This window comes from Streptococcus sp. HMSC067A03, assembly GCF_001814295.1.
In the GTDB taxonomy this organism is placed as follows: domain Bacteria; phylum Bacillota; class Bacilli; order Lactobacillales; family Streptococcaceae; genus Streptococcus; species Streptococcus constellatus.
The window spans coordinates 58755-71985 of record NZ_KV815650.1; the positions used below are offsets into that span (position 1 = coordinate 58755).

15 protein-coding genes are annotated in these 13231 nt (G+C 38.8%); 10 read left to right on the top strand and 5 right to left on the bottom strand.

What is annotated here, in order from left to right; genetic code table 11:
* Positions 1–310: 310 nt before the first annotated feature.
* The 5 genes from HMPREF2963_RS04430 to HMPREF2963_RS04450 all read left to right on the top strand — a co-directional run bounded on the left by HMPREF2963_RS04430 (position 311) and on the right by HMPREF2963_RS04450 (position 4575).
* Positions 311–1069: a DUF6261 family protein gene (locus tag HMPREF2963_RS04430; RefSeq protein WP_070669048.1), complete on the top strand. Its 759-nt coding sequence runs from the start codon at positions 311–313 to the stop codon at positions 1067–1069.
* Between the two features lie 91 nt (positions 1070–1160).
* Complete coding sequence (locus HMPREF2963_RS04435; protein WP_070668953.1) at positions 1161–1553, top strand: hypothetical protein; 393 nt, start codon at positions 1161–1163, stop codon at positions 1551–1553.
* Positions 1554–1711: 158 nt separating this feature from the next.
* On the top strand, positions 1712–2446 hold the full coding sequence (locus tag HMPREF2963_RS04440) for a polyphosphate polymerase domain-containing protein (RefSeq protein ID WP_070668956.1): 735 nt from the start codon (positions 1712–1714) through the stop codon (positions 2444–2446).
* A complete protein-coding gene (locus HMPREF2963_RS04445) occupies positions 2427–3107 on the top strand; it encodes a DUF4956 domain-containing protein (protein WP_070668959.1) in 681 nt (226 codons plus the stop codon). The genes HMPREF2963_RS04440 and HMPREF2963_RS04445 overlap by 20 nt, the downstream gene beginning before the upstream one ends.
* Positions 3108–3120: 13 nt before the next feature.
* Complete coding sequence (locus HMPREF2963_RS04450) at positions 3121–4575, top strand: carbohydrate-binding domain-containing protein (protein ID WP_070668960.1); 1455 nt, start codon at positions 3121–3123, stop codon at positions 4573–4575.
* A gap of 227 nt (positions 4576–4802) precedes the next feature.
* On the opposite strand, the gene HMPREF2963_RS04455 is transcribed toward HMPREF2963_RS04450, so the two are convergent.
* The 3 genes from HMPREF2963_RS04455 to HMPREF2963_RS04465 are packed head-to-tail and all read right to left on the bottom strand — an operon-like array spanning position 4803 to position 6747.
* The gene (locus HMPREF2963_RS04455; protein WP_070668962.1) at positions 4803–5423 is read right to left on the bottom strand and encodes an HAD family hydrolase; all 621 of its coding nucleotides are present in this window, start codon (positions 5421–5423) and stop codon (positions 4803–4805) included.
* A 9-nt stretch (positions 5424–5432) separates the two neighbouring features.
* Positions 5433–6434, bottom strand: a complete 1002-nt coding sequence (locus HMPREF2963_RS04460) for a DUF4097 family beta strand repeat-containing protein (protein ID WP_070668966.1) — start codon at positions 6432–6434, stop codon at positions 5433–5435.
* Entirely contained in the window at positions 6421–6747 is a 327-nt protein-coding gene (locus tag HMPREF2963_RS04465) for a PadR family transcriptional regulator (RefSeq protein ID WP_070668968.1), read from the bottom strand. Before HMPREF2963_RS04465 ends, HMPREF2963_RS04460 begins: the two co-directional genes overlap by 14 nt.
* A gap of 303 nt (positions 6748–7050) precedes the next feature.
* Between HMPREF2963_RS04465 and HMPREF2963_RS04470 the strand changes: the two genes are divergently transcribed.
* The 5 genes from HMPREF2963_RS04470 to dltD are packed head-to-tail and all read left to right on the top strand — an operon-like array spanning position 7051 to position 11498.
* Positions 7051–7182: a teichoic acid D-Ala incorporation-associated protein DltX gene (locus HMPREF2963_RS04470; protein ID WP_003026731.1), complete on the top strand. Its 132-nt coding sequence runs from the start codon at positions 7051–7053 to the stop codon at positions 7180–7182.
* A 33-nt stretch (positions 7183–7215) separates the two neighbouring features.
* Positions 7216–8742 (top strand): D-alanine--poly(phosphoribitol) ligase subunit DltA, encoded by a 1527-nt coding sequence (gene dltA / locus HMPREF2963_RS04475; RefSeq protein ID WP_282186156.1) that lies wholly within the window; start codon positions 7216–7218, stop codon positions 8740–8742.
* Complete coding sequence (gene dltB / locus HMPREF2963_RS04480) at positions 8739–9983, top strand: D-alanyl-lipoteichoic acid biosynthesis protein DltB (RefSeq protein ID WP_058669979.1); 1245 nt, start codon at positions 8739–8741, stop codon at positions 9981–9983. Before dltA ends, dltB begins: the two co-directional genes overlap by 4 nt.
* Positions 9984–9997: 14 nt before the next feature.
* Positions 9998–10237, top strand: coding sequence for a D-alanine--poly(phosphoribitol) ligase subunit DltC (gene dltC / locus HMPREF2963_RS04485; RefSeq protein ID WP_006269161.1), 240 nt, complete (start codon positions 9998–10000; stop codon positions 10235–10237).
* On the top strand, positions 10230–11498 hold the full coding sequence (dltD, locus tag HMPREF2963_RS04490) for a D-alanyl-lipoteichoic acid biosynthesis protein DltD (RefSeq protein ID WP_039677757.1): 1269 nt from the start codon (positions 10230–10232) through the stop codon (positions 11496–11498). The genes dltC and dltD overlap by 8 nt, the downstream gene beginning before the upstream one ends.
* A 128-nt stretch (positions 11499–11626) precedes the next feature.
* On the opposite strand, the gene HMPREF2963_RS04495 is transcribed toward dltD, so the two are convergent.
* Positions 11627–12463 (bottom strand): Cof-type HAD-IIB family hydrolase, encoded by an 837-nt coding sequence (locus tag HMPREF2963_RS04495; RefSeq protein ID WP_070668970.1) that lies wholly within the window; start codon positions 12461–12463, stop codon positions 11627–11629.
* A gap of 19 nt (positions 12464–12482) precedes the next feature.
* The gene (locus HMPREF2963_RS04500; protein WP_058669977.1) at positions 12483–13229 is read right to left on the bottom strand and encodes a DeoR/GlpR family DNA-binding transcription regulator; all 747 of its coding nucleotides are present in this window, start codon (positions 13227–13229) and stop codon (positions 12483–12485) included.
* Positions 13230–13231 lie beyond the last annotated feature (2 nt).

Consider the following 13231-nt stretch of genomic DNA (forward strand, 5'->3'; position numbering starts at 1 on the left):
ATACTAAATGAGATGATTTTTCTGGATTTCGTTGGCTAATGAGGTGAGGCGAGACAATTTTATTTCGTCCGCGGAGCTGACAAGGCAAACTGATTGTCGTTCACTCCGTCCGCCCGGCGGACGAGATAAACTTCTTTTGATTCATGCTGTCCGCCGGGCGGACGGAGTAAACCAAAAGTAAGGGAAACTTTCCGCTGGGCGGACGAAGCAAACGAAAAGTAGTTGAGGTTATCCGCCGCGCTGACGGAAAAAGGAGAAGTCATTGAAACGGTCGCTTTAAGTGACAAGTAAAAAAGGAAAGAAGGAATTTATGAAGCAAGAAAAGCTCATTGGACTTAAAATTAGTAATCTCCGCCATGCGGAATTCACGCAGTTTATCACTCGTTTTTTAGATGATGTGGAGAAAGAAGCGCTCGACTTTAAAAATGAGGATGTCATTACCGCTCTCGTCAAGAAGATAAAGGCAGCTTTGCCTGCTTATCAAGCCTCTCTCGGTCAGATTCGGGCGAGTGAAAAGTCAGCTTCGATTAGTGCGGCTGACGAATTGCGCGACGCTGATTTGCAAGCTCTTCGCGATGCGCTGAAACCTTATCGGGCAGCCAAGCGGGAAGAGGAAAAGGCAGCTTATGCCAGCTTGAAACGCTTGTTTGACCAATACAAAGACGCTCATCAGAAGCATTACGAGGAAGAAACTGCCCTCGTTGTCAGCTTGCTGGACAAGCTAAAGATAGCCCCATATAAGGAGCAAGTGGGGACTTTAGCGCTTGGGAAATTCGTTGAAAATCTGACCGAAAGCCACTCGGCTTTTGAACAACTCTTTGCCTCTCGTTCCCAAGAGAAATTGCAAAAAGTGAGCTATGATGTCAAGCGATTGCGCAAAGAAGTGGTGATGCCTTACCAACAGTTGGCGGACTATGTAGTGATTTTGCACCAAGTCAAAGACGATAGCTTTTATGCGACTTTCCTTTCCGTGCTCAATAACAGCCGCAAGTACTATGCGGATGTCCTTGCCCGTCGCAAGGGCAAAGAGCCTAAAGCAGAAGCAGGAAAAGTAGCAGAAATCAACTAACATTTCTCCTTCATCTTACTTGAAGTTTGTCTGTCAGAGTGGTAGGATAAAGACGAAGAAGAACGAGCAGAAAATTAGAAAGTGTGATGGGATGATAAGATTTCATTTTAATAACGAATTTTGGTTTCGGTGGCGGTTTTATCTGTTGAGCATGATGATATTCGTTTCCTTGGTTGTTGAACCTTATCCGAAATTAGACGTGTTCAATGTGATTTATTTTGCTGTGTTGGGAACATTTTTGCTTTTGCAGATCTTTGTGCCAGAGTGTTCGCATAAGCGGTCCTATCCAGTAGGCAGCTATCACTTTAACTGGGAATTTTATAATGACATTTCCTTGTATCTGATGATTTATTTTTCGCGTTCCCTCTACTCTGGTCCGAGAAGTAGCCATGATGTGTTGTACTGGATTTTTCTGGTAGCAGCTATTCTGATTATTTTCAGTTTTCTTATCAAAAAAGAAAAAGCAGAGAAGAGTGAAGAATAAGATTGCGCTAGCTTCTGTTTTCTATTTCATTCTACAGACATCTATTAAACACCTCCAGAAAATGGGGGTGTTTTGTTTTCTTTAAGTTTTCTTTAGCTTTCTTTTAAGGATTTGCCCGTAAACTACGTAGATAAAGAACGACAAAGGAGAGCAATCTCATGGCTAAAAAAACATTTAAAGATAAATTTCAACGGATAGAAACCAAGTATGTCATCTCAAAGGAAACGTTGGCAGATTTGCTAAAGGAGTTTGAAGCGTATATGGCAGAAGACGAGCATGCCTATTCTACGATTGGCAATCTCTACTATGACACGCCGACCTATCAGATGATTCGGGAGTCTTTGGAGAAGCCTTATTTCAAGGAGAAATTGCGCGTGCGGACTTATGACGCTAGCCCTCAGGCTGATAGCCAAGTTTTTTTGGAAATCAAGAAAAAAGTGCGTAAGGTTGTGTATAAACGTCGGATTGCGACTGAGTTGTTGACAGCAGAGCGATACCTCGCGGGGGAATGCCAGCTTGAGGATTCGCAGATTAAGAAAGAAATCGAATGGCTCTGCAAGCGGTATGGAGGTGTGCAGCCCATGACGTATATTTACTACAACCGCTACTCTTTAAAAGGTTTGGAAGATTCAAATGTGCGGATTACCATTGATGATGATGTCGCTTATCGAACGAAAAAATTAAGTTTGTTAGCAGGAAAAGATGGCAAGAACCTGCTACCTGACAACCATGTCATCATGGAAATTAAGGTACCTGGGGCGTATCCGCTCTGGTTGGTAGAGATTCTGGACCGCCACCACGTTTTTCCAAAATCTTTCTCAAAATATGGAGTCGCCTATAAGAAAACAACAGACTATAAAGGAGTAATCAGACATGTTCGATCAGTTATTTAATGACGTTTTTACAGGAACAACAATCAATCCAGCCAGTATGTTTGGTGCGATTGGTGTTGCCTTAGTGCTGGGACTGATATTAGCTAAGGTTTATCAGTACAAAACCATTTACAGCAAGTCCTTTATGATGACTTTGGTTATGCTGCCGACTTTGATTGCCATTGTCATTTTCTTAGTTAATGGTAGTCTGGGGGCAGGAGTTGCAGTTATGGGAGCTTTCAGCTTGATTCGCTTTCGTTCAGCACCGGGTGGTGCTAAGGAATTGCTGGCGATTTTCCTTGCGATGACGATTGGGATTGCTGTCGGTATGGGCTATCTTGTCTTTGCCAGCGTCTTTACAATCATTATGTCAGTAGTTATGTTGTTGCTGGAAACGGTGAATTTCGGGCAGATGAAACATTCCATGCGCCAAGTGACCGTTGTCATTCCAGAAAGTTTGGACTATGAGACGGTCTTTGATGACATCTTTCAAAAGGCGACCAACTATGTTGAACTAGCAAATGTCAAAACCTCTGATATGGGAAGTTTGTTCAAGATTAAGTATATTGTCCAATTAAATGGTACGATGACAGAGAAAGAATTGGTAGACGCTCTGCGGACGCGAAATGGGAATTTAGAGATTGCCATTAGCCGCTATGTCACAAAAGAAAATGAATTATAAAAGGAGGACAGCCATGAGAAGATCAACCTCAAAACGAAAACAGTTCAAACGTTTGATTCTGCTTGTCCTATTGACAGTTGCTTTAGGAGCATGTGGTGCGAAAAACGGTAGTTCAACCAGTACCAATTCCTCTAACACCAGTAAGGTAACGACCGTTAAACTGTCCAATTATTTTACCAAGCGTGACCAAGATGCTTCTTATGATGAATCAAAAGCAACTAAGATTAGTCTGAGCGGTTCATCTGCTAAGGCTTCTAGTTCTGGTGCAGAAGTGTCGGGATCTACGGTGACAATTACTAAAGCTGGGACATATATCTTGTCGGGTTCAAGTGAAAACGTTCAAATCATTGTGAAAGTTAAGAAAAAAGATAAGGTTCAGCTAGTTCTGAATGGTGTCAGGATGACTGGAACAGATGCTGCAATTGTCGTAGAAAATGCAGATAAGACTTTTATCACCCTTGCAAAAGGTAGTAAGAATACGATTTCGGATTCTGCCCATCACAAGAATACAAAGTATGATGCTGCAATTTACAGTAAAGATGATCTCACTTTCAATGGTTCTGGCAGTTTGACGGTAGAAGGCAATTATGGGAATGCTATTGAGTCTAATGATGATTTGCGTATTTCAGGCGGAACTTATACGATTAAAGGTTATAAAAACGCCCTTTCAGCTAATGACGCAATCAATATCAAAGCCGCAACAATGAATTTGACTGCTACTTATGATGCAATTCATGCAGACAATGATAAAAATACGTCTCTGGGGAATTTCTATATCCATTCTGGCAAGATAACCATTCACGCTGGAGATGATGGTATTCATGCTTCTAATACTGCTCTTATTGATGGTGGTACGATTAAGGTAGAAAAGAGCGAAGAAGCGCTGGAAGGCAAAACCGTAACCATTAACGGTGGGGATTTAGACTTGACAGCGAATGACGATGGAATCAATGCCGCAGACGGTAGCAGTAGTGAAAAGACTCCGGGACAAGCTACTGCTGGTGTCAGCCTGACAATTACTGGTGGTAAGATAAAGATTAACGCACAAGGTGACGGTTTGGATTCTAATGGGGATTTGACCATTTCAGGTGGGGAAGTCTATGTGGACGGTCCCACAAATGGTGGCAATGGTGCTCTTGACTATGATGGCAATGGCACCATTACTGGTGGCACCGTTGTAATGGTCGGTAGCAATGGCATGGCAATGGGTTTTGGCTCAAACTCTAAACAGGCCTCTATCCTTACGAATGTATCTGGGAATGCTGGTGCTAAGGTGACGATTTCTGATTCGTCAGGAAAAGAAATCCTCAACTACACTGCGACTAAGAATTTCCAATCCGTTCTTGCTAGCTCAGCTGCTATCAAAGACGGTAAAAGCTACACCATTACAGTCAATGGACAATCCACGACTGCAACAGCTAGCCTAACTACTCAAAACGCAAATGGGATGGGCGGAGGTTGGAAATAGCATGAAAAGAGGCTGGGGAGCCCCAACCTCTTTCGTTTGACCTTCACAATAAAACCAATCATACAATTTAAGAATAACACTAAGGAACTGCTTAAACAATTCCCCTTCCTTGGGCTTCAATATAGTACAATAGCAAAAAACAAGTCTATTTTTGAAGGAAAATATATGCTATAATAAAATTAATGACATTAAAAAACTAGAGTTTCTTGCTCTAGCTTTTTATGTTACTAATTCTTCAAAATATCTCCTATTTCTGCCAAATTATCAACAGTCCAATCTGGAGTTTCTGCTGGGTTAGTTATGTGAGTCAAGCGACTAAAACCCTGCCGGATCCAAATAGTTCGCATACCAAGTTGTTTAGCTGGAAGAATATCATTGTCTAAACGGTCGCCAATCATCACAGCGTGTTTAGCCAAGCAGTTTGCTTGTTGGAGAGCCAGCTTAAAAATGGCTAGATTAGCTTTTGCCAGGCCAACATCGGCAGAAGAAATAATGAGATCTATGTAAGAATCAATACCAAAGTTTCTCAATCTTGCCAGTAAATTCGGCAATTGATTAGCAAGGATACCAATCTTGTAGTGTGAGTGAAGAGTTTTTAGCACATGTTTGCAGCTAGGATATAGGGTTTCTAAATCAGACTTCCAAGACGGACATTTCAAGCCATAATATTTCAGAGCTTCTACATCGCCTTTTTTATTTTCCATAAAATAGTGGATCATAGTTTGATAAAATGCTGCATAAGAAATATTAGTATCAGCAAGAGCCTGTTTAATCCGATCTTGATAGACTTTTTCTTCATTTACCAAAGGTGAGCCAACATCAAAGAATAACCAATCAATCTGTTTCATGCTAAACCTCTAATAAAGATTGATGTCTCCGCTGACAGCTTGGATAGCAAGAGAATCTGTAGAAGTTGATACTTTATGATGGATTGTGTTGCCAACAATTTGGTGGCTTGGCTGGAGCTGATCAGAAATAGAAATATCTCCATGTACCGTTTCAATATCATAGCTAAAATCATGGTGCAACAAATGAAGCGTAACATCTCCGCTTGTTGTTTGAATAGAGGTTTTACCAGCAATTTCTAAAGAATGCGTGTCGAGGTCACCTGATACAAGAGTAATTTTACAATCTGTTAATTTGGCATGTGCTAGATGGATATCGCCACTAGTAAGGGTCACATTGGTTTGTTGTAATTGACAATGCCGCATGGATAGATCACCACTTGCAAGTTCAATCGTTCCTTCTTGCGTTTGCAGTTGAGAGATATTGACGTCTCCCGAAGAAGATTGGCATGAGAAAGATTGGAGAAGAGTTCCACTTGGGATTTGAATGCAAACTGGATGACGATCCAGACCATTTTTCATAACATGAATAATCCAGTTCAAACCACTAGAGTTTGCTGCTCCTTTTTCTGTAATATACCATTTCTTGTCACGAACAATCGAACTTAACTGGTTGCTGCTCTTTCCGTTGTAGTATTTGATATGAAAGAAAGCATCAGGTGAAGGCTCAATTTGAATATCTTTAGTACTCACATCAATATGCAATTCAGAGACGGTTGAGTAATCTTCAAAAATATAAGTGTCGCTAGCATATTGTGAAGGATGAATATTCGGAGATGGTTGTTTTGCTGCACTATCAGAATTTATCTCTTCTGTCGAATGTGCTGAAAGCGAGCGAATAATCTCTTCTGCTGCGTCTCTAGGATCTCCTAACTCTTTAATGACTAGTGCTTCATTTTCAGATCCAGCGTCTTCAAAGTATTCCGTAAAATAATCCATCGCTTCTTTATAGTCTGCCTCAGGTAATGTTTTTAAGTATTTCTCTAATGCGGCTAAATAATCAGTTCTTGTCATGACGAACGCTCCCTTCTATGATGCCGTTGACTGTCGTCGTATATAACTTCCACTCTTCTTTGAGTGTACTTAATTGCTCTCGTCCATTTGGAGTAAGAGAGTAATACTTTCGTTTTCGGCCTTGATATTCTTGAGAATAAGTTGTTAAGTAACGCTTCTTTTCTAACTTTTTTAAAATAGGATATAAGGTTGATTCCTTGATATTGGCAATCAATTTAATCGTTTGGCTAATCTCATAGCCATAGGAATCTTCACTTTCCAAAATCGCTAGAATGAGAAATTCAATCAAGGTAGAAGATGTTGGAAAATACATGAGTCACCTCCTATGTATAATATTTTTATATATAATTTTTCTATACATAGTATAGTGCTTTTCACTTTCAAAGTCAAGAAAATATATAAAATTTTTATATATTTTTAAAATGTAAGTCTAAAACCATTTTCTTTTCTAGTTTTTTGAGACAGTACATCTGTGATTTCTCTAGGTTTGTTGTAAATAAACCTTAATTCTAGCTTAATTCATTAATTAAAGAATGTTTTGTATTGAAAAATTGCGCTAGAAAATGGTAAAATATACTAAGTCTATCTTAGAAGTAAGACAAAAGTGATGAATATAATGAAAAAACATAAAATAATTTTTAAATTTTTTGGGCAGACGCTACTTTATTTTGTGATATTTTTAGCCTTGCTTTATTTCTTTAATTATCTTGGCCAAGGTCAAGGTGGTTTTATCTACAATGAATTTTAGGAGCAGATTGTGACCAATTCAGTAATTAATGATATGATTGAAACGATTGAGTATTTTGCTCAGTCTCAACCAGATTTTCCAGTTTACAATGTCCTCGGAGAAGTTCATACTTATCATGATTTGAAAGTGGACTCAGATTCCCTTGCTGCAAAGATTGATAGCCTTGCGCTTCCTGAGAAATCACCAGTAGTAGTTTTTGGTGGGCAAGAATACGACATGTTGGCGACTTTTGTAGCCTTAACGAAGTCAGGTCATGCCTATATCCCGATTGATAGTCATTCCGCCCTTGAACGTGTGACAGCAATTGTGGAAGTGGCACAACCTAGTCTCATCATTGCAATCAATGAATTTCCACTGAAAGATAAATCGATACCAATTCTTGATTTAGCAACAGTTCAAGCAGCTTTTGCAGAAAAAAAGCCTTACCAGCTTACACATTCTGTTAAAGGGGATGATAATTACTATATCATCTTCACTTCAGGAACGACTGGAAAGCCAAAGGGTGTGCAAATCTCGCACGATAATTTGCTCAGCTTCACTAACTGGATGATTACAGATAAGGAATTTGCGACTCCAGAGCAGCCACAAATGCTGGCACAGCCACCGTATTCTTTTGATTTATCGGTTATGTATTGGGCGCCAACCTTAGCACTTGGAGGCACACTTTTTGCGGTTCCGTCTGCCATTACGCAAGATTTCAAGCAGCTATTTGAAACTATCTTGAATTTGCCGATTGCCATTTGGACATCAACACCATCTTTTGCAGATATGGCGATGTTATCGGAAGATTTCAACGCTGAAAAAATGCCAAGCATTACGCATTTCTACTTTGACGGGGAAGAATTGACGGTTAAAACAGCACAAAAATTGCGTGACCGTTTCCCAAATGCGCGTATTATCAATGCTTACGGTCCGACAGAAGCAACGGTGGCTTTATCTGCCGTTGCCATAACAGATGATATGCTAGCAAACATGAAACGCTTACCGATTGGTTATACCAAACTAGATTCACCAACCTTTGTTATTGACGAAGATGGAAACAAGTTACCAAACGGTGAGCAAGGCGAAATTATCGTTTCTGGACCCGCTGTGTCAAAAGGCTATATGAATAATCCAGAAAAAACAGCTGAAGCATTCTTTGAATTTGAAGGGCTACCAGCCTATCATACAGGAGATGTTGGCACCATGACTGACGAAGGTTTACTTCTTTACGGTGGTCGCATGGACTTCCAAATTAAGTTTAATGGTTTCCGCATTGAGCTGGAAGATGTCTCACAAAATCTGAACAAATCCAAATATGTCGACTCGGCTGTGGCTGTACCGCGATATAACAAAGATCATAAAGTACAAAATCTTTTAGCCTATGTTATCTTGAAAGACGGAGTGAAAGAACAATTTGAGCGTGAGATCGACATCACAAAAGCTATCAAGGACGACTTACAAGATATTATGATGTCTTATATGATGCCTTCAAAATTCCTTTATCGTGAATCTTTACCACTAACACCGAATGGGAAGATTGATATTAAAGGTTTGATTAGTGAGGTTAACAATCGATGATGGATTTCATAAGACAGATTCCTCATTTGGAACCGTACGGGGATCCACAATATTTTGTGTATATCATTTTAGCTGTTTTGCCTATCTTTGTTGGTTTGTTCTTCAAAAAGAGATTTCCCATTTATGAGGCCTTAGTTAGTTTAGCTTTCATCATTTTTATGTTAATTGGACCTAAATTAACGCAAATCTATGCTCTACTGTTTTATGTTCTTTGGCAAATGCTTTGGGTTTGGACTTATAAAATTTATCGAAAAACAAGAGATAGTAAGTGGATATTCTATTTACATGTTGCGCTCTCTGTTCTGCCGCTTTTCTTTGTAAAGGTAACGCCGGCTATTTATGGTCATCAATCACTATTGGGCTTTTTAGGAATTTCCTACTTAACTTTCCGTTCAGTAGGAATGATGATTGAACTTCGAGATGGTGTGCTCAAAGACTTTAGTTTATGGGAATTTTTACGTTTCATGCTCTTTATGCCAACTTTTTCAAGTGGACCGATTGATCGCTTCAAACGTTTTAATCAAGACTATGAAAAGATCCCTGAGCGTGATGAATTGTTGGATATGCTTGAGAAATCAGTGCATTATATCATGCTAGGTTTCTTATATAAGTTTATTTTAGCACATATCTTCGGCTCTATGATATTACCGCCTTTGAAGCAGTACGCATTACAAATGGGTGGTTGGTTTAATCTACCAACGCTAGGAGTAATGTATATCTTTGGACTGGATTTGTTCTTTGACTTTGCAGGCTATTCAATGTTTGCCCTTGCTATTTCCAATCTAATGGGAATTAAAAGTCCGATTAACTTTAATAAGCCTTTTGTTTCGCATGATTTGAAAGAATTTTGGAATCGTTGGCATATGAGTTTATCATTTTGGTTCCGTGACTTTGTCTTTATGCGTCTGGTTACAGTACTTATCCGAAACAAAGTTTTTAAAAATCGGAATACCACTTCAAGTGTAGCTTATATCATCAATATGCTAGTCATGGGCTTTTGGCACGGAGTCACTTGGTATTATATTGCTTATGGACTCTTTCACGGTCTAGGACTCGTTATCAATGATGCTTGGGTGCGAAAGAAGAAGATCATCAATAAAGAGCGGAAAAAGAAGAATTTACCTCCCTTGTCAGATAACAAATGGACGCAAGTAGCGGGAATGTTTATCACCTTTAATGTTGTAATGTTTTCATTCTTAATCTTTTCAGGATTTTTGAATGATTTATGGTTTAAAAAATAAAAAGGAGTTCTCTAATGGATATAAAAGCAGAAGTATTGGAAATTATTGATGAATTGTTTATGGAAGATGTATCAGACATGATGGATGAAGATTTGTTTGATGCAGGCGTTCTGGATAGTATGGGAACAGTTGAATTGATTGTTGAGTTAGAAAATCGCTTTGATATTCATGTTCCAGTATCAGAATTTGGTCGCGACGATTGGAATACAGCTAATAAAATTATTGAAGGTGTAACGGAGCTTCGTAATGCTTAAACGTTTATGGCTCATTTTAGGTCCGGTTATCTGTGCCTTTTTGATGGTTGTAACCTTACTATTTTTCTATCCAACCAAGCAGCGACATGATTATCAATCTGAAAAGCGCTCAGCCGTTACCCTGACAGCAGGAAGTTTCAAAGGAAGAACACAAAAAGTACGTGCTTTAACAGATAAAAAGCATCGTTTTGTTCCTTACTTTGGGTCAAGTGAATGGTTGCGATTTGATAGTATGCACCCTGCTGTTTTGTCTGAAAAATACAAGCGGAATTATCGTCCATATTTTTTGGGACAACGTGGAGCGGCATCTCTCACACAATATTTTGGGATGCAACAAATGCTCCCCCAAATAGAAAATAAAACAGCTGTTTATGTGATTTCTCCTCAATGGTTTACAAAAAAAGGTTACAGCCCTGCAGCTTTTCAACAATATTTTAATAGTGATCAATTAACTAGTTTCTTGCACCAACAAGAAGGAGACATTGCTGCTCAATATGCGGCGAAGCGTCTCTTACAACTGTATCCGACAGTAGCTATGAAAGATAATGTAAAAAAAGTCGCTGATAATCAGAAACTGTCAAATTTCGATAAACAGTACATTCGCCTTATAAGCCGCTTGAATAACCGCGAAGACGCTCTTTTTAGCTCCCTTTTTTCCGAACATAATGAGAATTATGAAAAATTAGTACAACCTCAGGTCAATCGATTGCCAGATAAATTTTCTTACTCAGATCTAGAGAAATTTGCGACAAGAGATGCTCAGAGGAATACAACAAACAATGACTTAGGAATTGACAATAAGTTTTATAAACATCGCTTGCGAAAGCGCATAAAGAAACTTAAAGGAACGCAAAAAAGGTTTTCTTATACCAAATCTCCTGAGTATAATGATTTGCAGCTTGTCTTGAATCAGTTCGCAAAGTCAAAAACCAATCCAATTTTTGTGATTCCGCCCGTTAATGCGAAATGGACGGCTTACACAGGATTGAGTCAGGAAAAATACCAACAGGCTGTGAAAAAAATTCGTTATCAACTGGAAAGTCAAGGATTCAAGAATATTGCTGACTTTTCAAACGATGGCGGAAAACCTTACTTTATGCAGGATACGATTCATATGGGATGGCTTGGTTGGCTAGCGTTTGATAAGGCTGTGAATCCTTTTATTTCAAATCCAAAACCAGCTCCTAACTATCAGATAAATAATCGATTCTTTAGCAAAGAATGGGCAAATTATGACGGCGATGCCAAGGATTTTAAATAATCATAAAAAGCTGAGAGAAATCTCAGCTTTTTAGAATGGGAGAAAGGGATGATACGACTTGTAAAAAGAGAGGATTTCTCAGTAGTTTTATTATGTCAGAACGTTTATGTTCCAGCACTTTGACAATTTTATTTACATCCAATCAAGATATAATCTTCAATGGCCTTGGCAACACCGTGCTGATTATTGGTTTGAGTAATAGCGGTGGCTTGAACTTTCACAGGTTCAGGGGCGTTTCCCATGGCGACTCCAAAACCAGCTAACTTTATCATCGGAAGGTCATTAAAATTATCTCCGATTGCCATGACTTGATGAAGCGGAATTTGATAGTGTTGAGCGATTTCTTGGAGGGCATTTTCTTTGGAGACATTCTTAGCAGTGACCTCTAAGTAATTATCTTTTGAAAGATAGAAAGCTGTATTGGGAAAATCAAGAGTTTGGAGATAATTGTAGAGACGCTGAATTATTGCAGGTTCATCAATCAAGAGAAGTTTGTGGATTGGGACAAGTACATCTAAGACAAGAATGAGTAGATTTTGAATTGTGGGGACTTCTCCAGTGATGTCAGCTTCAATCTGGATCCACTTATCAAAACGGTCGGCTAGCCAGTTCTTTCCAGAGTAGAGATTGATAGAAACTGTTGGAAATTCTTGCTTGATTAATTCAATGAAAGTCCGAATTTCTTTTTTATCCAAAGGGTGTTCAATGATAGTTTCATAATGTTGCGGATTACCTTTAATAACGAGAGCACCATTGTAGCAAGCTAAGGGATTGTCACCAAGCCCTAGTTCGTGCGCGATTGGCTTCATACCAAGTGGAGAGCGAGCAGATGCCAAGACAAAGGGAATGTTTTTCTTCTTTAAAAGCGGAATTTGCTCTTTCAGATTTTTGTCAACCTGATGTTGGTCATTTAAGATGGTTCCATCAATATCACTGACAATCAAACGAATACTTTGGTTATTCATAATTGTATCCTCCGTAAATTTAGTAGATGATTTTTAAAGTGTCAGGTAGGAGTGTCTTGATTTCTGTAGTTGGCTTTTGGTCTGTAATCCAATAGTCGAATGAACTGATATCGCTTAAAATATAATTGGAATTTTTTTGCCATTTCTCCTGCTCGGCTAGCAATACTTTCGTTTGGCTATGTTGCATGACTAGTTTTTTAATATAGGCATCTTCAGCATCCTCATAGCTAACTTGTCCATTTTTCAAACTTGCTGCTCCAAAGAAAGCAATATCGAATTGAAGATGTTCTAATAATTCAGCTTCATTTAAGGAATAATAGAAGCGGTTTTTGGGATAGAATTTGCCTCCAAGTAGATGAAAATCAATCTGTTTCTGGCCACTAAGCATGATAGCATTGTCTAAGGAATGCGAATAAATAGTGTTTTTTTGATTCATCAATTGAGCTAATTGCAAGATAATTGTTGAGACGTCAAAGTAAAGCAGTTGTTCTTCCTTAATCAATTCGTACGCTTTTTGAGCAATTTTTCTTTTTTCCTTGGTAAATTTTTTGCTACGATCATTGAAGGAGAGGATTTGTTGTTTGTTTTCTAAAGGAAGGATTCCGCCATGAGTCCGTTGTACGAGCTTACGCTCATTTAAAATAGAAAAATCCCTGCGAATGGTATCTTTAGAAACGTGAAAATAGTCAACCATTTCCTTTGCAGAAAGCTGTCTTTTCTCTGCAAGTAATTCTAATATTTTATTTAATCGTTGTTCTTGATACATAC